Origin of the sequence: Streptomyces sp. NPDC048644 (genome assembly GCF_043199105.1) — a bacterium.
GTDB lineage: Bacteria > Actinomycetota > Actinomycetes > Streptomycetales > Streptomycetaceae > Streptomyces.
On record NZ_JBICVO010000018.1, the window covers coordinates 149,298 to 172,315 of the forward strand.

The 23,018-nt window shown below is 73.0% G+C and carries 22 protein-coding genes; 10 read left to right on the forward strand and 12 right to left on the reverse strand.

Annotated elements, in window-relative coordinates; all coding sequences use genetic code 11:
• Positions 1-74 precede the first annotated feature (74 nt).
• Entirely contained in the window at positions 75-809 is a 735-nt protein-coding gene (locus ACGFNI_RS31030; protein WP_393688290.1) for an IclR family transcriptional regulator, read from the reverse strand.
• 243 nt (positions 810-1,052) lie between these two features.
• Here ACGFNI_RS31030 and ACGFNI_RS31035 point away from each other — a divergent pair, with 243 nt between their 5' ends.
• The 3 genes from ACGFNI_RS31035 (at position 1,053) to ACGFNI_RS31045 (ending at position 4,090) form a co-directional block, all read left to right on the forward strand.
• The gene (locus ACGFNI_RS31035) at positions 1,053-2,219 is read left to right on the forward strand and encodes an acyl-CoA dehydrogenase family protein (protein ID WP_393688292.1); all 1,167 of its coding nucleotides are present in this window, start codon (positions 1,053-1,055) and stop codon (positions 2,217-2,219) included.
• A gap of 38 nt (positions 2,220-2,257) precedes the next feature.
• Entirely contained in the window at positions 2,258-3,433 is a 1,176-nt protein-coding gene (locus ACGFNI_RS31040) for a CaiB/BaiF CoA transferase family protein (protein ID WP_393688294.1), read from the forward strand.
• Positions 3,434-3,544: 111 nt separating this feature from the next.
• Positions 3,545-4,090, forward strand: coding sequence for a pyridoxamine 5'-phosphate oxidase family protein (locus ACGFNI_RS31045; RefSeq protein WP_393688296.1), 546 nt, complete (start codon positions 3,545-3,547; stop codon positions 4,088-4,090).
• Positions 4,091-4,118: 28 nt separating this feature from the next.
• On the opposite strand, the gene ACGFNI_RS31050 is transcribed toward ACGFNI_RS31045, so the two are convergent.
• The 6 genes from ACGFNI_RS31050 to ACGFNI_RS31075 all read right to left on the reverse strand — a co-directional run bounded on the left by ACGFNI_RS31050 (position 4,119) and on the right by ACGFNI_RS31075 (position 9,550).
• Positions 4,119-5,369, reverse strand: a complete 1,251-nt coding sequence (locus tag ACGFNI_RS31050; RefSeq protein ID WP_393688298.1) for a Cmx/CmrA family chloramphenicol efflux MFS transporter — start codon at positions 5,367-5,369, stop codon at positions 4,119-4,121.
• Between the two features lie 133 nt (positions 5,370-5,502).
• Positions 5,503-6,582, reverse strand: coding sequence for a serine hydrolase domain-containing protein (locus ACGFNI_RS31055; RefSeq protein WP_393688300.1), 1,080 nt, complete (start codon positions 6,580-6,582; stop codon positions 5,503-5,505).
• Positions 6,579-7,250, reverse strand: a complete 672-nt coding sequence (locus ACGFNI_RS31060; RefSeq protein WP_393688302.1) for a hypothetical protein — start codon at positions 7,248-7,250, stop codon at positions 6,579-6,581. The genes ACGFNI_RS31055 and ACGFNI_RS31060 overlap by 4 nt, the downstream gene beginning before the upstream one ends.
• Positions 7,251-7,302: 52 nt before the next feature.
• Positions 7,303-8,214: a transporter substrate-binding domain-containing protein gene (locus ACGFNI_RS31065; protein ID WP_393688304.1), complete on the reverse strand. Its 912-nt coding sequence runs from the start codon at positions 8,212-8,214 to the stop codon at positions 7,303-7,305.
• Positions 8,215-8,264: 50 nt separating this feature from the next.
• Positions 8,265-9,059, reverse strand: coding sequence for a hypothetical protein (locus ACGFNI_RS31070; RefSeq protein WP_393688306.1), 795 nt, complete (start codon positions 9,057-9,059; stop codon positions 8,265-8,267).
• Positions 9,056-9,550, reverse strand: a complete 495-nt coding sequence (locus tag ACGFNI_RS31075; protein WP_393688308.1) for a hypothetical protein — start codon at positions 9,548-9,550, stop codon at positions 9,056-9,058. Before ACGFNI_RS31075 ends, ACGFNI_RS31070 begins: the two co-directional genes overlap by 4 nt.
• A 362-nt stretch (positions 9,551-9,912) precedes the next feature.
• On the opposite strand from ACGFNI_RS31075, the gene ACGFNI_RS31080 reads away from it, so the two are divergent.
• Positions 9,913-10,647: a copper homeostasis protein CutC gene (locus ACGFNI_RS31080; RefSeq protein WP_393688310.1), complete on the forward strand. Its 735-nt coding sequence runs from the start codon at positions 9,913-9,915 to the stop codon at positions 10,645-10,647.
• 50 nt (positions 10,648-10,697) lie between these two features.
• On the opposite strand, the gene ACGFNI_RS31085 is transcribed toward ACGFNI_RS31080, so the two are convergent.
• Both ACGFNI_RS31085 and ACGFNI_RS31090 read right to left on the reverse strand, forming a co-directional pair.
• On the reverse strand, positions 10,698-11,099 hold the full coding sequence (locus ACGFNI_RS31085; protein ID WP_393688312.1) for a hypothetical protein: 402 nt from the start codon (positions 11,097-11,099) through the stop codon (positions 10,698-10,700).
• Positions 11,096-13,351, reverse strand: a complete 2,256-nt coding sequence (locus tag ACGFNI_RS31090; RefSeq protein WP_393688314.1) for a HelD family protein — start codon at positions 13,349-13,351, stop codon at positions 11,096-11,098. The genes ACGFNI_RS31085 and ACGFNI_RS31090 overlap by 4 nt, the downstream gene beginning before the upstream one ends.
• Before the next feature lie 369 nt (positions 13,352-13,720).
• Here ACGFNI_RS31090 and ACGFNI_RS31095 point away from each other — a divergent pair, with 369 nt between their 5' ends.
• Entirely contained in the window at positions 13,721-13,918 is a 198-nt protein-coding gene (locus tag ACGFNI_RS31095) for a hypothetical protein (RefSeq protein ID WP_393688316.1), read from the forward strand.
• 155 nt (positions 13,919-14,073) lie between these two features.
• Positions 14,074-15,351, forward strand: a complete 1,278-nt coding sequence (locus tag ACGFNI_RS31100; RefSeq protein WP_393688318.1) for a glycosyltransferase 87 family protein — start codon at positions 14,074-14,076, stop codon at positions 15,349-15,351.
• A 14-nt stretch (positions 15,352-15,365) separates the two neighbouring features.
• Here ACGFNI_RS31100 and ACGFNI_RS31105 read toward each other — a convergent pair whose 3' ends face one another.
• On the reverse strand, positions 15,366-17,024 hold the full coding sequence (locus tag ACGFNI_RS31105) for a DNA repair helicase XPB (protein WP_393688320.1): 1,659 nt from the start codon (positions 17,022-17,024) through the stop codon (positions 15,366-15,368).
• Between the two features lie 141 nt (positions 17,025-17,165).
• On the opposite strand from ACGFNI_RS31105, the gene ACGFNI_RS31110 reads away from it, so the two are divergent.
• Positions 17,166-17,453 carry a hypothetical protein gene (locus tag ACGFNI_RS31110; RefSeq protein ID WP_393688350.1) on the forward strand — a complete coding sequence of 96 codons (288 nt, stop codon included), beginning with the start codon at positions 17,166-17,168 and terminating at the stop codon, positions 17,451-17,453.
• Positions 17,454-17,532: 79 nt separating this feature from the next.
• Here the strand turns inward: ACGFNI_RS31110 and ACGFNI_RS31115 are convergent, their stop codons facing one another.
• The gene (locus ACGFNI_RS31115; RefSeq protein ID WP_393688321.1) at positions 17,533-18,159 is read right to left on the reverse strand and encodes a TetR/AcrR family transcriptional regulator; all 627 of its coding nucleotides are present in this window, start codon (positions 18,157-18,159) and stop codon (positions 17,533-17,535) included.
• Between the two features lie 141 nt (positions 18,160-18,300).
• Here ACGFNI_RS31115 and ACGFNI_RS31120 point away from each other — a divergent pair, with 141 nt between their 5' ends.
• Both ACGFNI_RS31120 and ACGFNI_RS31125 read left to right on the forward strand, forming a co-directional pair.
• Positions 18,301-18,519 carry a hypothetical protein gene (locus tag ACGFNI_RS31120; RefSeq protein WP_393688323.1) on the forward strand — a complete coding sequence of 73 codons (219 nt, stop codon included), beginning with the start codon at positions 18,301-18,303 and terminating at the stop codon, positions 18,517-18,519.
• On the forward strand, positions 18,516-18,692 hold the full coding sequence (locus tag ACGFNI_RS31125; RefSeq protein WP_393688325.1) for a hypothetical protein: 177 nt from the start codon (positions 18,516-18,518) through the stop codon (positions 18,690-18,692). The genes ACGFNI_RS31120 and ACGFNI_RS31125 overlap by 4 nt, the downstream gene beginning before the upstream one ends.
• 95 nt (positions 18,693-18,787) lie before the next feature.
• Here ACGFNI_RS31125 and ACGFNI_RS31130 read toward each other — a convergent pair whose 3' ends face one another.
• Positions 18,788-21,286, reverse strand: a complete 2,499-nt coding sequence (locus ACGFNI_RS31130; RefSeq protein WP_393688327.1) for a helicase-associated domain-containing protein — start codon at positions 21,284-21,286, stop codon at positions 18,788-18,790.
• A gap of 245 nt (positions 21,287-21,531) precedes the next feature.
• Between ACGFNI_RS31130 and ACGFNI_RS31135 the strand changes: the two genes are divergently transcribed.
• Positions 21,532-22,827, forward strand: coding sequence for a hypothetical protein (locus ACGFNI_RS31135; RefSeq protein WP_393688329.1), 1,296 nt, complete (start codon positions 21,532-21,534; stop codon positions 22,825-22,827).
• The last annotated feature ends 191 nt before the right edge of the window (positions 22,828-23,018 follow it).

Below are 23,018 nucleotides of genomic sequence, written 5' to 3' on the forward strand. Positions count from 1 at the left end.
CCGTGACCGGAGTGCGCCCGGCGCCGTCCGCGGGGTGAACCGGCGCCGTCCCGTGGGGTGTTGTGCGTGCCCGCCTACCGCTGGAGGCCGAGCCGCTTGGCGGCTTCGGCCGTCGCCCCGCTCAGCGCGTCGGCGATCTCGGGCAGCCGCGGGGTGATGCGGGCGGTGGGTCCTGCCACTGCGATGACCCCGCGGACCTCGCCGTTCGTCAGGATCGGGCGGGCCGCCGCGCTCACGTCGGGCAGGGTCTCCCCCCGGTTGAAGGCGACGCCTTCGGACCGTACGGTCGCCAACTCGTCGCGGGCCGACCCGAGTTCCTGCTGGTCGGTGATCGCGGTCTCCAGATAGGCGTCACGGCGGCGGGGTGACCTGAAGGCCAGTACGACCTTGCCCGCGCTCGGCGGGTAGAGCGGGCGGCGGGTGCGGATCGGCGCCGAGTAGCGGATCAGCTGCCGGGACTCGGCGGCTGCGAGGTAGACCAGGGAGTCGCCGACCGCGATGCCGACCATGGCCGTCTCGTCGAAGGCGTCCCGCAGGGCTTCCAGGCCGGGCCCGGCCGCCGCCGCCACGTCCGGCGCGGGCAGCGGCAGCAGGTTCCCCAGCGCGGGGCCGAGCTGGTAGAGCCCCTGGTCCTCGATCAGGTATCCCGAAGAGACCAGGCCCTTGACCAGCCCGAACACCGAGGACTTCGGGGCGTCGAGCGCGGTGGCGAGTTCGTGCATCCGGACGCCGGGCCGCTGGGCGACGGTTTCGAGGATGTCCGTCACGCGGCTGACGGTTCGGTGGGCCTTGGCGTGGGTCTCGGGCACTGCTGCTCCCCTGTGTGTTCGTATATACGGACTCTACTGCCTGGTGGTGATGGCCGTTTCCGGCCTCTTGACCGCCCTTGGGGGCAGGAATAGGTTCGACAGAATTCGTATGTACGCACCATGGATCGTATATAGGGACTCAAGAGGGGTGCGTGTGGGGGTGTCAAGCGTGTACAGGGGCTCACGTCGCCCCCGGTCCACCACCGCGCCCCGGCCGGCGAACGAGCAAGGAGCGGCAGCACGATGGACTTCGAACCGACCGAGCAGCAGCGGGACATCCAGGCCGGCGTACGCGACCTGGCGCGGTCCTTCAGCCCCGCATACTGGGCCGACCAGGACCAACGTGGCGCATTCCCCTGGGAGTTCTACGACGCCTTCGCGAAGGCGGGCTGGCTGGGCATCGCCATACCCGAGGAGTACGGGGGCGGCGGTCTGGGTGTCCTGGAGGCGGCCCTGCTGCTGGAGGAGGTGGCCGCGTCCGGCGCCGGAATGAACGGATGCAGCACCATGCACCTGACCATCTTCGGCCTCAACGTCCTCGCCAGACACGGCAGCGAGGCACTGCGCCGCGAGGTGCTGCCGCAGGCCGCCACCGGAGACCTGCACGTCTGCTTCGGCGTCACCGAACCCGACGCGGGCACCGACACCACCCGCATCTCCACCTTCGCCCGCCGCGACGGCGACGACTACGTCATCGACGGCCGCAAGATCTGGATCACCAAGGCGGGCGACGCGCAGAAGATGGTGCTGCTGGCCCGCACCACCCCGCGCGCCGAGGTCGGCAAACCGACCGACGGCATCTCCGTCTTCCTCGCCGACGTCGACCGCACGGCCATGGACATCCGCCCGATCCCCAAGATGGGCCGCAACGCCGTCGCCTCCAACGAGATCTTCATCGACGGCCTGCGGGTACCGGCGAGCGCCCGGATCGGCGAGGAGGGCAAGGGCTTCCGCTACCTCCTGGACGGCCTGAACCCCGAGCGCATCCTGCTGGCGCACGAAGCCCTGGGCATCGGCCGCGCCGCGCTGGACGCCGCCACCCGCTACGCCAACGACCGCGTCGTCTTCGACCGCCCCATCGGACAGAACCAGGGCATCGCCTTCCCCCTCGCCGAGGCCCTGACCAGGCTCGACGCCGCCCGCCTGATGGCCAGGAACGCGGCCTGGCGCTACGACCGCGGACTGAGCTGCGGACGCGAGGCCAACATGGCCAAATGGCTGTGCGCCGACGCCGGTTACCAGGCGGCGGATCGTGCCGTGCAGACCCTCGGCGGCATGGGGTACGCGAAGGAGTACCACGTCGAACGGTACTTCCGTGAGTCGCGGCTGATGCGCCTCGCCCCGATCAGCCAGGAAATGGTGCTCAACTACGTATCCCAGCACGTCATGGGCCTGCCCCGGTCCTACTGAGCGCCCGCCGCACCCCTACCGCACCCTCTGGAGGAGCCATGCACGCGCTGGACGGCATCGTGGTGGTCAGCGTGGAACAGGCGGTGGCCGCGCCCCTGGCCACCCGTCACCTCGCGGACCTGGGCGCCCGGGTCATCAAGATCGAAAGGCCGGACGGCGGTGACTTCGCCCGCGGCTACGACGAGGCGGTGCGCGGCATGGCCTCGCACTTCGTCTGGCTCAACCGCGGCAAGGAATCCGTCGCCATCGACCTGAAGACGGACGAGGGGCGCGAGGCGCTCGCCGAACTCGTCGCACACGCCGACGTGTTCGTCCAGAACCTCGCCCCCGGCGCCGCCGCGCGCCTGGGCTTCGGCGCCGAAGCCCTGTGCGCCGCGCACCCTGACCTGATCGCCGTGGAGATGTCCGGCTACGGCGGCTTGGGCCCGTACCGCGACCGGCGCGCCTACGACCTGCTCATCCAGGGCGAGACCGGCCTGGCATCGGTCACCGGAACCGCCGAGTCCCCGGCCAAGACGGGCATCCCGGTGGCCGACATCGGTGCCGGCATGTACGCCTTCTCCGCCGTCCTGGCCGCCCTGCTGCGCAGGGAACGCGGCGCCGGCGGCGCCCACGTGGAGATCTCGATGTTCGACGCGGTGACCGAATGGATGGGACACCCGCTCTACACCACCCTGCACACCGGAACGCCCCCGCCGCGCTCCGCACTGGGCCACCCGTCGATCGTCCCCTACGACGCCTACCCCACGGCGGACGGGCCCGACCTCCTGATCGGCGTCCAGAACGACCGCCAGTGGCGGCAGTTGGCGCGCGACGTGCTCGGCCGCCCCGACCTGGCCGAAGCCCCCGACTACGCCACCAACGTCGCCCGTTGCCGCCACCGCGCGACCGTGGACGCGGCGGTCGCCGAGGTGACGTCCGGGCTGTCCACAGCGGAACTGGTCAGCGCACTCGACGCGGCGGGCATCACCAACGCCGCGCTGCACACCGTCCACGGCCTGGCCGGCCATCCGCAGCTGGCCGCCCGCGACCGGTGGCGGGCCGTCGACACGCCGGTCGGCCCGGTCGACGCGGTGCTGCCGCCCATCAACTTCGCGGACGTCGAGGCGCGCATGGGCCCGGTGCCCGCACTGGGCGAGCACACCCGGGACGTGCTCGCCGAATTCGGCGCCGACGGGCGCGGCGGGCCGCCCGGAGAGGGGCGCGAGCGCTGACGGCGTCGCGGCGCGCCCGTACGGGCGGCGGGCGGCGCGTCGAGGGCGGGGTCCGGCGGGCGGCACCCGCACGATGGCCCTGACCACGCGCCGCGCCGAAAGGAGACCGCCATGCCGGCCAGGGACGTACCGGTGAGGGAGCCGTCCACCACCCTCGACACGCGCTACAGCAGCGAAGGCGCCACCCCCACCGCATGGACGGCGGCGGTCGGCGGGCTCACCGAGGCGGAGGTCTTCTGGCTCGCCACCCTCAGGCCGGAAGGGCGCCCGCACGTCACCCCGCTGATCGCCGTCTGGATGGACGACGCGCTCCACTTCTGCACCGGACCCGCCGAACGCAAGGCGCACAACCTCGCCGCCAACTCCCACTGCGCCCTGACCACTTCGACGGCCGGCGGCAACGACCTGCACGCCGGCCTCGACGTGGTCGTCGAGGGGGAAGCCGTCCAGGTCGGCGACGAGGAGACGCTGCGGCGGCTGGCCGACGCCTACGCCGCGAAATACGGCGGCGACTGGCGGTTCGAGGTCCGCGACGGCGCCTTCGTCGGGGGCGGCGGCCGTGCCGTCGTCTACCGGGTCGCACCGGAGACGGCCTTCGGTTTCGGCCGGGGCGAGACCTACAGCCAGACCCGGTGGAGCTTCACCGGGACGGGCTGACGGCGGCCCGCCCCGGCGCGTCGGACGGTCAGCCCGCGTGCTGCTCCGAGCCTTCAGCGGAGGAGCGGGCCGCGGGCACGGAGGCGCTGCCGGAAGGCGCCGACTTGGCGATGATCCGGGAGCCCGGCGTGGACCGCTGGAGGCGGAACGAGATGAAGGTGGTCAGCACGGCCACCGCGGCCAGCGCCGCGCCGAGGCCGGCCACCGAGCGATAGCCCCAGTGCGCGGCGATGACCAGGCCGCCCAGCCAGGGGCCGAGGGTGTTGCCGACGTTGAAGGCGGCGGTGGTGGTCGCCCCGGCCAGCGTCGGGGCGGCGTTGGCGACGTTGAACATCCGGGCGTTCAGCGCCGGAGCGGTGGTGAACGCCGTGACGCCGAGCATCAGGGAGAGGGCGACGGCGGCGACCGGATTGTGCGCGGTGATCGCCAGTACGGCCAGCACGACCGTGGACGCGGCGATTCCGGTGAACAGGGTGGGGAAGAGGTGCGCGTCGGCGACCCGGCCGCCGACGAACGTACCGATCAGCGCGCCGACACCGAAGAGCGCGAGCACCGTCGGCACCCAGCTCTCCGCCAGCCCCGCGGTGTCGGTCAGCAGCGGGGAGAGGTACGAGAACAGCGCGAAGACCGCGGCGCCGTTCATCGCCGTCGCGGTCAGCGAGAGCCAGACCTGCTTGTCCTTGTAGATGGCCAGCTCGCGGCGGAGCTGCGGCCGGTCGTCACCCGTCGGCACCGCCGTACGCGGCACCAGCGCGATCACTCCCACCAGGCCGATCACCGACAGCACGGCCACCGCCCAGAACGCCGACCGCCAGCCCGCGTGCTGCCCGAGCAGCGCGCCGGCCGGGACACCCGCGATGTTGGCGACGCTCAGCCCGCCGACCATGACGGCCATCGCACGGGCCCGCGCGGTCACCGGAACCAGCGAGACGGCGACCGCGGCGCCGACCGCCCAGAACCCGGCGCAGGCCAGCGCGCTCACCACCCGGGAGACGAACAGCACGCCGTACGTCGGCGCCAGCGCGCCCGCCACCTGGCCGAGGCCGAAGACGGCGAGCAGCGCCATCAGGGTCGTACGGCGCGGCAGCCGCAGCGTCGCGGCGGCCAGCACCGGCGCGCCGACCACCATCCCGATCGCGAACGCGGACACCAGCAGTCCCGCCTGCGGGATGGAAACCCCCAGGTCACGGGCGAGCGGCTGGAGGATGCCGGACAGCATGAATTCGCTGGTGCCCAGCGCAAAGACAGAAAGGCCGAGTACATACACGGCTATGGGCATGCGGGCGCGTTCGGAAGAACCGGAAGGATCGGATGGAGCAGGCATAACTGCAAGGAACAGCGGCGGCGGGACGGGAATTCCCGTTCGGGCGCGGTGTCCACGTTCCGGGACGGGGCGCGGCCCTCCCGTACGGTCACGCCGCGGCTCGGACCGGCTCCACCGCCTTCGACACCGCCGCCAGCAGCGTCTCGACGTCCGCTCCCCACCGCGAACTGATCACCAGGTCCCGCGCGGGATCCACCCACAGCAGGTGGCTGCCGCCGTTCCCCCGGGAGCAGCGGCCGGTCGCCGGAGCCTGCGGCCACACCGTGCGGTCATCGTTCAGCCACCAGGACAGCCCGTAATCCGGCTTGACCCGGCAGGGCGTCCACAACGCGTCGATCCATTGCCGTGACACCACCTGGCACTCGCCCCACCGCCCGCCCCGCAGACAGAGCTGTCCGATCCGGGCGAGGTCGAGCGCGCTGATCCACAGGCCGCCGCCCCAGTGCGCGCCCCCGGACACCACGGGCACCCGGCCGCCGTCGATGTCCACCACGGAATCGGCGTAGCCGTGCCAGGACCACGAGGGCGAGGCACCGACCGGCGCCATGATCCGGCTGCGTAGCACGTCCGGCAGCGACCGCCGGAACAGCACCGTCAGCGCCAGGGCGGCCAGGTTCACCCGGACGTCGTTGTAGGCCCAGCCCTCCCCGGGCGGACCGCCCGCCGACTCCGTGCCCTCCCGCGTGCTCTGGGCGTCGACCGCGGTGGGCTTCCCCCACAGCTCACCCTCCCACTGGCTGGTCTGATCCAGCAGATGCCGCCAGGTGATCGCGCGTCCGTGCCCGTCCGCGAACTGCGGCAGGCCGACGGACCGGTGGACCGGCTCGTCAAGACGCAGCAGCCCGTCGTCCTGCGCCACCCCCGCCACCAGCGACAGCACGCTCTTGGTCGCGCTGAACGCCATCTCCTCCCGCGCCGGATCGCCCCAGCGGGCGATGACCGCGCCCCGCCGCAGCACGACGCCGCTCGCTCCCCGCCCGTCGAGCAGCGGCCCCACCACGTCCCGGTGGGAAGTGTCGGACACCTGGGCCGCGAGGTACGACGCCATGTCCTCCACACCGGCCACCGGCCGTTCGCCTTGCGCCCGAGCGGCCTGTGCCAGTCCGGCCGCGTCCACCCCGGCCCAGGGATCGCCGCTGCCGCCGCCGAGATACGTCCCTTCGCTCATCCCTCCAGCAACTCCAGTTCGGTGGCGAGGTTGCGGCGGGCCGGGTGTTCCCAGTGGTCCCGGCCGGTGGGGGTGCGGAAGAGGCGGGGGAGGGACAGGAGTTGGCGGAGCACGGCGGCGCGGCCCGCGGTGAAGTCGGGGTCGGGGACGAAGGCGTACTCCTCGCGGACCGCCGCCGCGTAAGCCGCGTAGGCGGCGGGCCGGCCGGCGAGCACCGCGAGGTCGGCGTCGCACAGCACCTCGCCGTCGCGGTCGTCGGGGCCCGGGTCGTGGGTGACGGTGAGCCGCACCAGGCGGGCGGCCTCGGCGGTGCGGGCCGGGCCGACGCCGAGTTCGGGCAGGGCGCGCTCGGCGAGCGCGGCGCTGCGCTCCTCGTTCTCGGAGCGGTCCGGGCGGTAGACCGCGTCGTGGAACCAGGCGGCGAGCTGGACGACGCACAGGTCGTCGGCGTGCGCGGCGAGTTCGTCGACGCGGTCCAGGACGGCGGTCAGGTGCGCGAGCGTGTGATAGCGGCGCTGCGGCTCCGCCCAGCGGGCCAGGAGGTTGTCCGCGTACGGGGCGGGATCGGGGCCTTCCTGGCCGCGTGCCGATGCCACGGCGGCGGCCCAGCGCCGGTGCAGGTCCGGTGCCTGGCCGGTGGGCCGTGCCGTACGGGACTCGGATGTCATGCGGCCATTGTGCCGCGCGCGGAACGGGCCGGGCGAGGGGGCGCGGGCCGGGTCAGGGGGCGGGGTGGTCGCGGCAGGACAGCCGGTCGATGGACTCCGTGGTCGGCTTGAAATCGGTCTGCCAGTGCGGCTCTTCATCCTTGATGGACGGCAGTGAGATGGCGAAGTCCTGCTCCCAGGCGGTGCTGGTGAGGTAGTCCCGCAGCGCGTCGCGCAGCCGCAGGCAGTCCGCGCGGTGGCCCTTGTCCATCGCGATGCCGTATTCGTTCGCCGAGCCGAAGAGGATGCCGGGGACGACCTTGAGGTGGGCGTCCTTCTCCTGCGTGAAGCCGTAGAGGATCATCTGGTCGGTCGAGACCGCGTCCGCCGTGCCGTCCTGCAGGTCCTTGATGCACAGCGAGGCGTCGTGCTGCGGATAGTCCTCGATGTCGTCGTAGGCGGGCTTGTCCAGTTCCTTGACGGAGGTGGTGCCCTCCCAGGTGCAGACGCGCTTGCCCTTGAGGTCCTTGCGGCTGCGGATGGTGGCGGCTTCGTTCTCGCGGATCATGATGCCCTGGGATGTGGTGGCGTAGGGGCCGACGAAGTCCACCGCCTTCATCCGCTTGTCGGTGATCGAGTAGGTCGCGATGACCAGGTCCTTCTGGTGGTGGGTGAGCACCGTGCTGCGGTCCTGGGACGGCACGCTGCTGAAATCGGGCTCCGCGTGCACGCCGGCGAGTACCTGCCGGGCGACGGTGATGTCGAACCCGGCGAACTTGTAGGAGGTCTCCTTGCCGGTCCCCGGCTGGTCGTTCTTGACGCCGACCGAGACCCGGCCGTCCGCGAACAGGGACGGCGGCTCGGGGTCGGCGCAGGCACCGGCGAGCAGTGCGGTGAGGGCGAGCAGCGCGGCGCAGGCCAGGCGGCGGCGTCGGCGGGAGCGGCTTCTCGGCGGTGCGTCCCGGTGCTGTGCGGGTGTGGTCATGGGCGTCCCCGTTCGCGTTCAGGTTCCTGGTCGTGGCCGGGTGCCGGCCGTCAACTGTCGTGCAGTACCGCCGATGCGGCCCGTACGTCCATCAGGCAGTTCCGGCCGGTCTTCAGCGTCAGCTGGATCTTGACGGTGCCGGTCCGCGCGCCCAGGGCGAAGTCGACGGTGCCGCTGGACCGAAGGTCTTCCTCCTGGGCGGCGACACCCCCTGTGAGCAGGTGGACCGTGGCGGAGGTCCGGTGCAGGCAGGTCGGTCCCGACGGGTCGTGGTCGTCGATCGCCAGGTCCAGGCGCAGCCGTGCGCGCGGTTCTTCGAGCGCGGATTCGCCGAGGGTGAAGATCAGCGAGCGGTTCCCCGCGTCGTCGAGCGGCTGGGTGCCTTCCGTGCTGACCTGCCCCGTCACGTCGATGTCGGCGTGCGAGGCGCTGTGCTGGAACGCCAGCCAGCCGCCGACGGTGGCCAGCACGGAGATCAGCGAGAGCGCCCCGACGAAGCCGGCGCCCGGGGGCCTGCGGATCAGCACGCGGACGGCGGCCGTGGCGAGCGCGATCCCGGCCAGTACGGCGCACAGCACGTACTGGCCGAACGAGCCGCGCGGGTGCAGGGTCTGGGCGATCACCAGCCCGGCGCAGACCAGCAGCAGCGGTAACCAGCGGGCGCTGGGGTGCAGCACCCAGCGGATGATGACGTTCTTGATGTCATTGGCGGCGATGGAGTGGTCGCCGTGCGTGGTGGGGCTGTTGTGGATGTCACGGGTGGGTGGGGTGCCCGGGGTGTCCCGCGCGGGCCGTCTCCGGCGGTCGCCGCGGGCGCTCCCGCCCTCGCGGTCGTCGGCTGTCATGAGCCGTCCTGGGTGCGTCCGCCGCCTCCCAGGTGGATGTCGCCGTGGATCTCGACAGCCGCGAGGGAGTGCGCACCGTTCGCCGTGGGGTGGTTGTTGATGATCTGCACGGGGGCGGGTGCGGAGCGTTGGGCCACGTGTTCCAGCAGGTGGGAGGCTTCGCGGCGGTCGGCGGGCTCGGCCAGCCAGGCGGTGATGGCGTCGGAGAGCAGCTGCCGGTCTCGGTCGTCGAGGCGGGCGAGCAGGCCGTCGAGGGTGTCGGCGGTACGGGTGTCGAGCAGCGGCTCGGTGCCGCCGCCGATGCTGCCGCGGTCCTGGTCCCCGTCGCCGGGGTCGCGGCGCAGCAGCCGGCGGAAGAAGCCTTCGCCCGCCGTCACCGTGCGGTCGGCGATCCGCTGCTGGGCGGTGGTGAGGACGGTGCTGCCGAGGCTGTTCGCCGCCAGGGCGAGAAAGGGGGCGACTTCGGCGGAAACGGTGGCAAGGTCGGACATCGGCTTCTCCCTGCTCGTGGGCCACGTGCATGATGCCGCAACGCCCTTACGAGGAAGGCGTGTTACCCATGATTGGCAAGTTCCACACCCGCTCTGATGAGTGGTTTGCGACGCGCGTAGCGGGGGGTGGCCGGGTGAACGGGGCGGGCCGTACGGGTAAGGGGTGCACGTCGGGTCCGAGGTGCACGGGGGCGCCCGGCCGCGCGTATGGGCGGTTTCCGGTCGTGTCCCGCGTAGTGGTGGGCCCCGCACCGTCCACCAGCCCTTACGCTGGATATTGGACTAGACCTGTGCCTGCCCGGTCCACCGTCGTCCACCCCTGTCCACGTCGTCCACGTCGTCCACCGAAGGGTTGAGGTCACATGAGCAAGCGCGCACTCCTGGAGGTGATCGCGCTCGACCCGCAGGACGCGGTCGCGGCCCAGGCCGGAGGGGCCGACCGGCTCGAACTGGCCACCGACATGGCAGCCGACGGGCTCACCCCGCCCCGCGCCGTCTTCGCCGCCATCCGGGCCGCCGTCGATATCCCGCTGCGCGTGATGCTGCGCCGCGCCGACGGCTTCGCGGCCGGAGACGTGGACACGCTGTGCGCGGACGCCGCCGCGCTGCGGGCCGAGGGCGCCGATGAATTCGTCCTCGGCTTCCTGGGCCCCGACGGCAGCCCGGACCTGCGCGCCGTGCGGGCGGTCGCCGAGGTGATCGACGGCTGCCGCTGGACCTTCCACCGGGCCATCGACCGGGCCGCCGACCGTGACGCCCTGCGCAAGGAACTGGCCACCCTCCCCGAGACCCCGGGCCCCGGCGGCGCCCCGGGGCCCGCAGGACCCGACGCGTTCCTCACCGCGGGCTCCGCGTGCGGCGTCGAAGACGGCCTGGCGACCCTGCTGGCCGAACAGTCCCGCGCGGCCACCGGCGAACCGGGCTACACCCCGCAGATCCTGGTCGGCGGCGGCCTCACCCTGGCCCACCTCCCGACGCTGCGCGCGGGCGGCCTCGACGCCTTCCACATCGGCGGCGCCGCCCGCCCCGACGGCTGGTCCGGCCCGGTGGACGCGGCGGCGGTACGGGAGTGGCGGACGGCGCTGGACGGGGCCTAGAGGGGGCGATGGGGCGTAGGGAGCGATAGGACGTAGGGAGCGGTGGGCCGTCAGGGCGTGTCCGGCGGGACGCGGACGGTGCCCCGTACCCCGATCCTGAACCCGCTGCCGTTGCGCACGCCGAGCTGGGCGGTGAAGCCGACCGGCGTCCCGTCCGCCGTGAACTCCTCGCAGGTTGCGCCGAGGCGCGCCTTCCGCTGCCACCGGTAGCGGAAGGCGACGCAGAGCCGGTGCAGGCCGGGAGCGACCCGGGCCCGCCCGGCGCGCGTCTCCCGCTGCCCCCAGCGCACCGGGTGCTCCCGGCCGTCGATCACGACGACCGGACGCGTCAGCAGGTGGTGGAACCAGGCCGCCAGGGGCGAGGCGACGACGCACACCGTGACCGCCGTCTCCGCCCCCTCCCCGGCACGCGGGCCGTCGGCGCCGGGCCCGCCGCCCTGCTCGTACGTCATGACGTGGGCACCCCTTCGAAACCTTCGGGCAACTGGCCGGGAACGGTATCCAATCCGTCGAGCAGGTCCGTCAACTCTCCCGTCGCGGCGGCCGAACCGCTCCCTCCGTCCGTCAACTGCTCGGGCAATCCCGCCGCATGAATGATCGTCAGGCCGGACACCGCACGGGTCAGGCACACATACAGGCGGCGCAGCCCGGTGCGTTCGTCCGGCTCGCCCGCCACGATCGCGGCCGGTTCGTCCAGCACCACGTAGTCGTACTCCAGGCCCTTGGCGAGCGTCGCCGGCACCAGGGTCAGGCGGGCGTCGGCCGAGGTCTCATCGCCGGGGGAGAGGCAGCTCAGACCGGCCTTCTCCAAGGCGGCGCGCAGCGCGGGCACCCGCTCGTCGGCCGCGATCAGGCCGATCGAGCCCTCCTTCGCCAGCGCGTCGTGGCAGGCAGCGAGCACGGACGTGTCCAGGTCCTGCGGCTGGACCGTGCGGATCTCGAAGTCGCCGGCCGACTCGCGGATCGAGGTCGCCTCCGTCAGCTCGGGCGCGATGGCGGGCAGCAGCCGGGACGCGTACGCGATGACCTCGCGCGGCACGCGGAAGCCCAGCGTCAGCTCCTCGATGGCCGAACCCGGCTTGCCGAGGTGGGCCAGCGCCTCCTCCCAGGTGTTGGTCGACCACGGGGTGGTGCCCTGCGCGATGTCGCCCAGGATCGTCACCGAACCCGTCGTACAGCGGCGGCCCACCGCGCGGTACTGCATCGGGGACAGGTCCTGCGCCTCGTCCAGCACCACATGGCCCAGCGAGTGGGTGCGCGCCACCAGGTCCATCGCCTCGTCGATCAACACCGCGTCCGCGGAAGACCACTTGGCGCTCTTCACGCTCCTGGCCGGCTTGGCCCACAGGATCTCCTGCTGCTCGTCGGGCGACAGGATCCCCTCCGCCTGCGCGGCCAGGAACTCCGCGTCGCCCAGCAGCCGCAGCACCAGCTTCGCCGGATCCACCGGCGGCCAGACCGCCTTGACCAGGGCCTTCACCGCGGGATTGCGCGCCACCGCGTCCTGCACCCGGTCGTCGGGCGCCTCGCCCGCCTGCTCCATCCGCACCAGCACGGCATGCGCGATCCGCTGCGGCAGCGCCTCGCGCGCCGCACCGTAGCGGATCTCCCGCTCCATCAACTCCCGCACGATCTCTTCGAGTTCATACGCCGGGATGCGCCAGCGGCGGGAGCCGCGGACGACCACGCAGGGCTCCTGCGGCAGCGAGATGTGCGAGCGGACCGCCCGCCGCAGCACCTCGGCCATCCGCGCGTCGCCCTTGAGCGTGGCGGCTGCCGCCCCGTCGGTGCCGCGCACCTCCACATGGCCGACGAGTGCGTCGACGGTGGCCTGCTTGACCTCCAGCTCGCCCAGCGCGGGCAGCACCTGCTCGATGTAGTGCAGGAAGGAGTCGTTCGGGCCGATCACGAGGGTGCCGGAGCGGGCCAGCCGCTCCCGGTGCGCGTACAGCAGATACGCGACACGGTGCAGGCCGACCGCCGTCTTCCCGGTGCCGGGCGCGCCCTGGACGCAGACCGAACCGCTGATCCCGGCGCGGACGATCTCGTCCTGCTCGGGCTGGATCGTCGCGACGATGTCCCGCATCGGCCCGACGCGCGGACGCTCGATCTCCGACTGGAGGAGCTTGCTGGTCTGTTCGCCCTCCCCGGGATCCGTGAGGTGTTCGTCCTCGTACGCGGTCAGCTCGCCGCCGGTGTAGCCGAATCTGCGGCGCAGCGCGAGATCCATCGGGTCCTTCTTGGAGGCCCGGTAGAACGGCTGGGAGACGGGGGCGCGCCAGTCGATGACCATCGGGTCGCCGTCGGCGTCGTGGACGTGCCGCCGCCCGATGTAGAAGTTCTCGCCCGCCCGTCGCCCATCACCGCCCTTGCCGGAGGCGCTTTGCGCCGCACCTCGTGATTCGTCCTCCGCCACGTCTATCCCCGGCGCGTGCAGGTAGTCGAGCCGGCCGAAGAAGAGCGGGGTGTGGGTCAGGTCGGCGAGCGCCTTGATACGGGCGTCGATCTCGCCCTGGAGTACCTCGGCGTTGACCCAGTTCGCGGTGACGTCGGCGATGTTCAGCGCCTCGGCGTCGGCGCGCATGGCGCGCAGCGCGGTGCGGGAAGCGGCGAGGTGGGCGCGCTCGCGCTGGAGCGGGTCGGCTGCGGCGCCTGGGGCCGGGGCGGATGCGGGTGATGCGGGTTGCTGGGCGTGCGCGGGCACGGCGTTGCCTCCGGTGGGATCTCACTGCGGCGGGCACGCGCCGCTGCGAGCGGGCACGGCGGGCCGTTGTTCGGTACGTGGGGCGGTCATCGGCGTCATGCGAAGAACCGGCCGGTTTCCGTCCGGTCGGCGGCACTCCTCGACGGGAGGCAGGGCAGACGCGCGATTGTAGTCAGCAGCTATTCGCGGCGCCAACGGATATCCGGCGGCCCGTCCTGCTCCGGAGCCCCCGTACGCCCGTCCCTCTCCCGTAGGACCCCGTCCGTCTCCGGTAGGGGGCCGGGCGGTCCCGCCGTCGGACTTCAGGCCCCCTGCGGAATGGACCCATCGACCGATGTGCCGTATCCGGGGGAAAACCATCATGGAGGCATGAGCAGCGCAACGATGATTCCAGCGGTCGCACCGGCTTCCCTGCACCCGGCCAAGGGGGCCACCGCGCTCGACACCGGGCCCGTCGGCCGGGACCACGACAGCCACCACCTCGTCGGCAACGCCCTGCGCGCGGTGAAGGTCTTCGCAGCGGCGGCCTTCAGCGTCGTCCTGCTCGGCGAGTACGCCGAGGACTGACCAGGGGCGCCCCGGCCCCGGCACCCGCCCCGGAGCGGCCGGCGGGCGCGTGATTCCTCCCGGACATCCGGTTGACCGGAAACCGTTACGGGCCGTCGGCCCTGATCAGCTAGCGTCGCCGCGTAAAGAGCGCAGGGCGACGAGGAGGGCAACGGGTGTCTGCCGCCGACGGGACGCGGACGTGGAGGCGGACATGGGCGCAGAGCGTCGCCGGACCGCACCGCATGGTGATCGCGGGAGCGCTGGTGGCGGCTTCCCTCATCGGCCTCTGGGTGCTGTATACGGTCCACCCGCTGCCGATGCCCGACATAGAGGTCTACCGCGCCGAGGGCGAGGCCGCCGCGACGGGCGGTGATCTCTACGGATTCACCACGACCAAATGGCACCTTCCGGCCACTTACCCGCCGTTCGCCGCACTGCTCTTCCTCCCCACCACGTGGGTCTCGCTCGCCACGCTCAAGGTCGCCTGCGTCCTCGCCAACGGCGCGCTGCTCGCCGTGCTGATCCAGCTCTCCTGCAAAGCCGCCGGAATACGCCGCTCCGCGTACACCGCGCCCACCGTCATCGGCGCCACCGCACTCGGCATCTGGCTCGAACCGGTCTTCCAGACCCTGATCTTCGGGCAGATCAACCTCGCCCTGACCTGCCTCGTCCTGTGGGACCTCGCCCGCCCCGACGGCGCCCGCTTCAAGGGCCTCGCCGTCGGCATCGCCGCAGGCGTGAAGCTCACACCGGCGATCTTCGCGGTCTATCTCCTCGTCACGGGACGGGTGAAGGCCGCCTGCACCGCCGCAGCCGGATTCCTCGGCTCGGTACTGCTCGGACTGCTGGTGCTCCCGGACGCCAGCGTCGACTTCTGGACCCGGCGGATGTTCGAGACGAGCCGGGTCGGCAAGGTGTGGATCGTCGACAACCAGTCGCTCCAGGGCCTGATCGCCCGCGTCCTGCACACCCCCGAGCCCGGCCTCATATGGGCCGTCGCCGCGCTGCTCACCGCCGCCGGAGGGCTCTACGCCGCCCGCCGCGCCTTCCTGCGGCGCGGCGGTGACATCTGGGGCGTGCTCTGCACCGCCGTCACCGCGCTGCTCGTCTCACCGATCAGCTGGTCCCACCACTGGGTCTGGTGCGTGCCGCTGATCGTCGCGCTGGCCGCCCACACCCGCGGCATCCGCTGGCGCCGCGCCCTGCTCGTCGCCGTCACGCTCGCCTTCACCGTCCGCACCCTGTGGATCGTCCCGCACACCGGCTACCTCGACCTGCACTTCTCCTGGTGGCAGCAGCCGCTCACCTCGCCGTACCCGCTGCTCGGCCTCGCGATGCTGGCGATGGTGGTGTGGTGGACCCGCACGGCCCCGACGGACGGCACCCCGGGCCGCATCCCACGCCCACGCACCGGCCGTACGCTGCCGCAGAGCACCCGCACGGCAGGCTGACCGACAGGCTCCGGTCAGGCGTCCTCGGAAGGATCCGCCGACAGCAGCTCGTCCGCGTCCACGATCCGGTACGCGTACCCCTGCTCGGCCAGGAAGCGCTGGCGGTGCGCCGCGAAGTCCTGGTCGATGGTGTCGCGCGCGACGACCGAGTAGAAGCGCGCCTCGTGCCCGTCCGCCTTCGGCCGCAGCACCCGCCCCAGACGCTGGGCCTCCTCCTGCCGCGAGCCGAAGGTGCCGGACACCTGGATCGCGACCGTCGCCTCCGGCAGGTCGATCGAGAAGTTCGCGACCTTCGAGACGACCAGCACCGAGATCTCGCCCTCACGGAAGGCGCCGAACAGCTTCTCGCGCTGCGCGTTGGTCGTCTCGCCCTTGATCACCGGCGCGCCCAGATGCTCGCCCAGCTCGTCCAGCTGGTCGATGTACTGCCCGATGACCAGCGTCTGCTCGCCCTGATGCCGGCGGACCAGCGCCTCGGTGACCCGCTGCTTGCTGCCCGTCGTCGCGCAGAACCGGTACTTCTCCTCGGTCTCCGCCGTCGCGTACGCCAGGCGCTCGGTGTCGGAGAGGTTGACCCGGACCTCGACGCAGTCCGCGGGCGCGATGTACCCCTGCGCCTCGATCTCCTTCCACGGAGCGTCGAACCGCTTCGGCCCGATCAGCGAGAAGACGTCCGACTCCCGGCCGTCCTCGCGCACCAGCGTCGCGGTCAGACCGAGACGCCGCCGCGCCTGGAGGTCGGCGGTGAACTTGAAGACCGGCGCGGGCAGCAGGTGCACCTCGTCGTAGATGATCAGGCCCCAGTCCCGCGAGTCGAACAGCTCCAGGTGCGGGTAGACGCCCTTCCGCTTCGTCGTCAGCACCTGGTACGTCGCGATGGTGACCGGCCGGATCTCCTTCTTCGTGCCGCTGTACTCGCCGATCTCCTCCTCGGTCAGCGACGTCCGCTTCACCAGCTCGTGCTTCCACTGCCGCGCCGAGACCGTGTTCGTGACCAGAATCAGCGTGGTGGCCTTCGCCTGAGCCATCGCCCCGGCCCCCACCAGCGTCTTTCCCGCACCGCACGGCAGCACCACGACACCGGAACCGCCGTGCCAGAACCCCTCGACGGCCTGCTGCTGATACGGCCGCAGCGCCCAGCCGTCCTCGGCCAGCGCGATCGGGTGCGCCTCGCCGTCGACGTAACCCGCCAGGTCCTCGGCCGGCCAGCCGAGCTTCAGCAGCGTCTGCTTGATCTGCCCGCGCTCGGACGGATGCACGACCACGGAATCCGGGTCGAGCCGCGCGCCGACCAGCGGCTGCACCTTCTTCGACCGCAGGATCTCCTCCAGCACCGGCCGGTCGGTCGAGGTCAGCACCAGGCCGTGCGCGGGATGCTTGGTCAGCGTCAGCCGCCCGTAGCGCGACATGGTCTCGGCGATGTCGACGAGCAGCGCGTGCGGCACCGGGTACCGCGAGAACTGCACCAGCGCGTCCACGACCTGCTCCGCGTCGTGCCCGGCGGCCCGCGCGTTCCACAGCCCGAGCGGCGTCACCCGATACGTGTGGATGTGCTCGGGCGCCCGCTCCAGCTCGGCGAACGGGGCGATGGCCCGGCGACAGGCGTCCGCCAGCTCGTGGTCCACCTCCAGGAGCAGCGTCTTGTCGCTCTGGACGATAAGAGGTCCGTTCACGCGCCTCGCCTTTCACTACCGGGGGACCGGCCGCGGGTACGGCCAAACGTCCAGTGTGCCGCATCGCGCCGACGGGGCGGGGCGGCCGTTCTCGTTCTCGGTGTCGATCCGCGGGCCGTACCCGGCCTCGACGCGGACGCCATTCTCGCGGCACTCGACGGTGAGCCGGCGCGCTTCGCGGAGCGTGGCGTGGAGGCGTCCTTGACGCTGGTGCCGCTCGACGAGTGGGCGGGGGCCGCGCTCGAAGCGGCGCTGGCGGAGCGGGTGTGGGACGTCGTCGTCATCGGGGGCGGCATCCGCAAGCCGGAACCGCTGCTGACCTTCTTCGAGCAGGTGGTGAACGCGGTCCGGATCCATGCGCCGCAGGCCGCGCTGGCGTTCAACACCGGTGGCGGCGACACCGTCGAGGCGGCCGAGCGCCGGCTCTGACACGTCGTACCGGGTCAGCCGTGCCGTGACGGCCCGCAGGACAGCGATCCGGCGGGCCGTTTCGCTGTCCGGGCGCCGTTCAGGGTGCGGGCGCGGCCAGCTCGGACAGGTGGTTGCGGAGGGCCTCGGTGCAGGTCTGCGGCGTGACGACGGTGGGGTGGAGCACCGCGGTGAGGCCGAGGCCGTCGATGAGGGCGGCGAGGCGTTCGGTCTCTGCGGGCAGATCGCGGCCCTGGCCGAGGGCACCGTCGTCGGCGAGGCGGGTCAGGACGCGGCGGACGAGGCCGCGGGTGCCGGTGGCCGCCTTGCGGGAGAGGTCGGCGAAGGCCGGGTCGGTGCGGGCGGCGGCGGTGAAGTCGAGGAAGACGGTGACCTCGGCCCGGCGGAGGTCGTCCAGGGGCAGCAGCTCGGCGAGCAGGCCGGCGGCCAGGTCGTACTGCTCGGGGCGCGGGTGTCCCGCCAGCCCGCCGATCTCTTCGACGTGGCGGAGCAGGCGCTCGGAGACCCGCTCCAGCATCGACTCCATCGCGAACCGCATCAGTTCCTGCTGCGAGGCGAAGTAGTGCCGCACGGAGCCGATGTTGAGGCCGGCTTCGTCGGCGACGGCGCGCAGCGAGGCGCGCTGGAGCCCGTCCCGGACGACGATCCGGAAGAGGGCGTCGACAACCTCGCGGCGGCGGGCTTCCCGGTCCACGTGCTTCGGCATGACCCCTTTCTATCACGGCTGTGATAAATTATTTTTCCATCACACCCGTGATAAATACCGACGGAGACCGACGGCACGGCGATGGGCATCCACGGAGCCCGACGCGACGGAGCCGGGCCGGGCCGGGATCGGAGACAGACCATGGAGACGTATCTCAACCTCATGCTCGTCAGGTTCGGCCTGATGGCGGCCGGTCTTGTGGTGCTGGCGCTGGTGGTCTTCGGCGTCGCGCTCGCGCTGAAGCGACGTGGGCGGCTCGACCAGGCGCGCCGGTACGCGGACCCGGCGGCGCGGGCCGCCCTGCGGTACGCGGCCCGGCGGCTCACGGACGGCCCGAACCGGGGCGGTGGCAGGCGATGACGCACTCCGGGGTGTCACCGCAGGCGATGGCGGCGTCCGGGCTCGTCCACCACCTGATGACGGACCTGCTCATCAAGGGGGCCATCGTGGTGGCCGCGGTGCTGGTGCTCGCGGTGGGGATGGCGGTCATATGGCGCCGGGCGGGGCGGCGGCCCCCGGCCCGCCGGGACTGAGGAACGCCCGCGCGCCCTCGGCTCCGGGACGCTTCCAGTGGATCTCCGCGCCCTCGGCTCCAGGGCGCTTCCGACGGATCTCCGCGCCCTTGGCCCTAGCCTTCCGCCAGCTCGGCGACGCCGGTGATCCGGTGCAGCGGATAGGTCCTGACCTCGTCGGACGTGTGGTCGTACGCGGTGACGAAGCCGCCCTCGACGCGGACCGGCGCGATGACGCGCTGGCTGGCGGCGCCGTCGGCGTTGACGTAACCGATCCAGACGGCGGCCTGGGTGAGCACCGCGGCCTGCATCGTGGCCAGGGTCTCGGCCGATGTGGTGCGGGGCAGCGCGCCCGGCGCCGGGGCGGTCGCCGCCACCGGCTTGCGTTCCGCGGTGGCCGCCAGGTCACCGGCCCGGATGGCGCGCACGGCCCCGCCGACGAGGGCCGGATCGGGCGCGGGCGGACCCTCGGGCACCGGAGCGGGCGCGGTGCGCGGCGGGGTGCGGTACGAGTCGGGGCGGGTGATCAGGACGTCGCCCTCGGCGGACTCGGCGGCCGGGGCGTAGCCCATCGCCCGCAGTCCTTCGAGGAGTTGGTCGGGCGCGGTCTGCGCGGCCAGCACGGTCGGGGCGAGACGGCGCAGACGCAGGGGGGCGGCACGGCGGTCGGCGAGGATCTCGGAGAGCAGCGCGTCGTCGTCGCAGCGGACATAGGCGCCGGCCGCGCCGATCCGCAACTGGCCGTGCCTGCGCGCCACATCGTCGATGAGGTAGGCGAGCGGCTGCGGCACCGGGGTGCGCGAGTGCGTCGCGAGGAAGTCCTGCAGCTCGGCGGCGGAACGTCCGGCGTCCAGGGCGCGGCGTACCGAACCCGGCGTGAAGCGGTAGACGGTCGCGCCGCCCTTGGACTCGACGTCGGCGAGCACGCCGAGCGCCTCGGCGAGCGGGCGGCGCAGCGGTCCCGGCGCGACGGCGGTCAGGTCGGCCTGGAGCAGGACGTGGTCGAGGGGTTCGGGCAGATGCGGGGCGAGCAGGGCCGCGGCGCGGGCGGCGGCGGCCCCGGTCTCCGCCGCCGACGGTACGGCGGAGTCCGGCCCGTCCGCCTGCGGTGACGTTTCGGCGCCGATGAGGACCCGGCCGTGGGTGGCGAGCGCGCCCCGCCCCGTGACACCCAGCAACTCGGCCTCGGCGAGCGTCCATTGGGCGATCCGGGAGCGCAGATCGGACACGGGCGGCGCGGCCGTACCGGAGGCCGGTGCGCCCGGCGCGGCGGCGCGCAGCGGGCGTTCCCAGTGGAGACGGTCGAGCACGGCGCCCGCGGGGACGGCCGCACCCGGCGGGAGAGAGGCGAGGAGGGTGAGGGCGCGGCGGCGCACCTCCGGGGCGGGGGAGCGGTCGAGGTGCGGACCGAGTGCGGCCAGCGCCCGGCCCTTGGCGTCCGCACTGCCGACCACACCGGGCGTACGGGTCGCCGCCAGCCAGCCCGCCACCAGCTCGGCCCAGCGCAGCTCGTCGGGCAGTTGCAGCCACTCCTCGGCCGCGGGGGTGGCCGCGTACCGCTCGTCGGCCTCGCCGTCGGACGCCACGAGCCCCGCCGCGTAGGCCAGTTCCAGCCAGAAGGCGGCCAGCTGCTCGGTGGTGTCGAGCGCGGCTGCGGTCCGCTTGAGGTCGCGGACGCTCAGCCCGCCCGCACGCAGGACGGCGGGCCCGCCGAGATCCCATTCCTTCAGCAGTTCCTCGACGGTCGCCAGCGCGGTGAACGCCTGGCCCGCCGCCGCGCCGTCCACGGCCAGCGGATCCCGCTCGGTGACCGGTGCGAGAGCCGGCGGCACCGGCTCGGGCTCACGGTGCGCACGCCCCGCCCGCAGGTGCAGCGCCGCTTCCCTGGGCAGTACGACATTGCGCGCGCCCGCGGGCAGCAGCAGCCCGCGGTCCAGCAGCCACTGGAGATGCGGCGCGGGCCGGTCGGTGACCCCGCCGTAGGGCGGGCCCCACAGCAGCTTGTCGAGGACGGCGACGGATTCGGCGGGCGCGGTGTCGAGCAGCGCCGCCATCCGGACGCGGTCGGTGAACAGGGCGGCGAGCGCGGACACCGCGGTCACCGGATCGTGGGTCGCGGGCAGCCCGGCAGCCGCGATGATCTCCTGGAGCCGCCCCGGAGACATCCCCGACGTGGCCTCGGCGACGCTCGGCCCCAGCCCTGTCGGCGAGGGATGCGTCGCACTGGGCGTGAGCAGCTCACGCGCCGTACGCACCAGCCGCAGCCGGTCGTCGGGCCCCCAGACCAGCGCCTGCGCCCGCAGTCCCGCCACCGCGTCCGGCAGCGCGGCGAGCACCCCCGCGTCCCCCGCGTCCCCGGCCATCAGCCCGGCGAGGACCGCGTAAGGACACGGATCGGGCGCCACCGCCAGCGCCTCCGCCGTCTGCAACGCGAACCGGTCGAGCCGCTCCACGGCCCGCACCACCGACGCCCGCGTCCCGGCCCTGGTGGCGAGCTGGGTGACATCGCCCGGCACCGGACTCAGCAGGTCGGGACGGGCCCGCAGCAGGTCGACGAGCCCGCTGTCGGTGCGGGTCCGAAGCTCCTCGGCGAGTGTGCGGGGCGTATCAGTCATCCGCCCTACGGTAGCCGTGCCCGGGGGCACAGGTCTCCCGCGACGGCAGCGGACGTCGTGCCCGACGCCCCGCAGCCGCGTCCCCCGGCTTCCCGCGGACGCCCGGCCCGAGACCACACCTGACAGCGCACCCGCCCCCTCCGTCCCGTCGCCCCGCAGTCCCCTCACACGTCCCGCCTCCGTCACCCCACTGGGCCGAAGGGGTAACGTCGAGGCAGCAACCAGCGCACGCCGCAGGGGATTTCGTGGGGATCGAGAGCGATAAGCTCGTCTTTGACTATCTGAGCCGGGTCGGCGACCTGGCCCAGCAACGGGGCCTGTCATCGGCCGTGCGGATGCGGCTGGTGGCCACGCTGCGCACCGACCTGACGGCCCAGCTGGCAGCCCAGAAAACCAATTCGGTCTCCAGCGTGAAACGGGTCCTCGCACGCCTGGGCACACCGGACGCGGTGGTCTCGGCAGCGGCCGGAGCGGCCGGAGCGGCCGGAGCGGCCGGAGCGGCCGGAGGCGCCGGAGCGACCGACGAGGACCGCACCCCCGCACCTCAGCCGCCGGAGCCCACTCCCCACGACACCGCAGCCTCCTCCCCTCCCTCCTCCGCTGCCGACCACCCGGCTCCGGAACCGTCCCCCCGCCCCACCGCGGCCGAACGCACACCCCGCCCCGGCGTACGCGACAGACTCAGCGGCCTGGCCGCCCGCAGCGGGCTCACCGGTTCGGTGCCCGCACCCCGCGACGGAGACCGCCCGGTCCCGGAAGGCGGCATCGCCCCGAAGCTCAGCTTCCTGAAAAAGGCGGCCAAGCCGCAGGCCGAGCAGGCGGGCGACACCGCAGGACCGCGCTTCACCCTCCCCCCGGCCGCCAGCACCCCGCCCCACCTGGCCGGTGCCGACGAACTCGGCGACGACGACGGCCCCGACTGGTGGCGGGTGCAGGCGGCGCCGTTCGGCCCCGGCGAGTCGGTGCCCGGTTTCGTCGGCGGCATCGAGATCCCGGAAATATGGGAACGCCCCAAGGACGGCGCCCCGTCAAAGGACGGCAAACCGGCCCCCGATGACGACACGACAGAGGCTCAGCCCCCCGCCGCCAAGCCACCCCTGCCCGGCATCCTGCGCCGCACCCTCACCCGCAAAAGCGGCGCACCGGCCGCCGAACCCACCGCCGACGAGACCCCGGCCCAGGACACCTCACCCGCCGCCCGCATCCGCCTCAGCCCGGTGATCACCCTCGCCGTACTGCTGCTGCTCGTCGGCGCCGTACTGGGATCCTGGCTGGCCCTCGCGGCCGGCTGGGCACTGGCCTACGTATCGCGCCGACTCACCCGCACCGAGGCGAAGTTCGCCGCACTGGGCGTGCCCGGCATCCTCATCGGCGGCATGCTGATCTGGCTCTGGGGCCGCCTGGACGGCCGCTGGGGCACCCCCATCACACCGGGCCAACTGGGCCACGAACTCCTGGACGCCCTCCCCGCAATGGTCCGCATCGCCGCAGTGGCCTCCTCCGTCTTCCTCCTGTGGCGCATGCGCCGCACCACCCCCTGACCCACACGCACACACACCAGCCGCCCACGAGGCCCGAAGGGCGAGGCACAGGGGACAGGGCCAGGCCCACCGGCGGTCAGCCGCGTACGAGGCCCGGGTGGGTCGGAGGGGCCGCACCGGGTCGCTCCCCGCAGCGACAGGTGCCAACGCCGGCAGCCTCTTCACACGTACCCGAGGGCACATGCGTCGAG

Coding starts and splice junctions, on each gene's coding strand:
- ACGFNI_RS31075 (WP_393688308.1), bottom strand. CDS start 9,550: ATGTCCGACCTTGCCACCGTTTCCGCCGAAGTCGCCCCCTTTCTCGCC.
- ACGFNI_RS31130 (WP_393688327.1), bottom strand. CDS start 21,286: ATGACTGATACGCCCCGCACACTCGCCGAGGAGCTTCGGACCCGCACC.
- ACGFNI_RS31035 (WP_393688292.1), top strand. CDS start 1,053: ATGGACTTCGAACCGACCGAGCAGCAGCGGGACATCCAGGCCGGCGTA.
- ACGFNI_RS31080 (WP_393688310.1), top strand. CDS start 9,913: ATGAGCAAGCGCGCACTCCTGGAGGTGATCGCGCTCGACCCGCAGGAC.
- ACGFNI_RS31055 (WP_393688300.1), bottom strand. CDS start 6,582: ATGAGCGAAGGGACGTATCTCGGCGGCGGCAGCGGCGATCCCTGGGCC.
- ACGFNI_RS31040 (WP_393688294.1), top strand. CDS start 2,258: ATGCACGCGCTGGACGGCATCGTGGTGGTCAGCGTGGAACAGGCGGTG.
- ACGFNI_RS31120 (WP_393688323.1), top strand. CDS start 18,301: ATGGAGACGTATCTCAACCTCATGCTCGTCAGGTTCGGCCTGATGGCG.
- ACGFNI_RS31045 (WP_393688296.1), top strand. CDS start 3,545: ATGCCGGCCAGGGACGTACCGGTGAGGGAGCCGTCCACCACCCTCGAC.
- ACGFNI_RS31060 (WP_393688302.1), bottom strand. CDS start 7,250: ATGACATCCGAGTCCCGTACGGCACGGCCCACCGGCCAGGCACCGGAC.
- ACGFNI_RS31115 (WP_393688321.1), bottom strand. CDS start 18,159: ATGCCGAAGCACGTGGACCGGGAAGCCCGCCGCCGCGAGGTTGTCGAC.
- ACGFNI_RS31085 (WP_393688312.1), bottom strand. CDS start 11,099: ATGACGTACGAGCAGGGCGGCGGGCCCGGCGCCGACGGCCCGCGTGCC.
- ACGFNI_RS31125 (WP_393688325.1), top strand. CDS start 18,516: ATGACGCACTCCGGGGTGTCACCGCAGGCGATGGCGGCGTCCGGGCTC.
- ACGFNI_RS31070 (WP_393688306.1), bottom strand. CDS start 9,059: ATGACAGCCGACGACCGCGAGGGCGGGAGCGCCCGCGGCGACCGCCGG.
- ACGFNI_RS31065 (WP_393688304.1), bottom strand. CDS start 8,214: ATGACCACACCCGCACAGCACCGGGACGCACCGCCGAGAAGCCGCTCC.
- ACGFNI_RS31050 (WP_393688298.1), bottom strand. CDS start 5,369: ATGCCCATAGCCGTGTATGTACTCGGCCTTTCTGTCTTTGCGCTGGGC.
- ACGFNI_RS31095 (WP_393688316.1), top strand. CDS start 13,721: ATGAGCAGCGCAACGATGATTCCAGCGGTCGCACCGGCTTCCCTGCAC.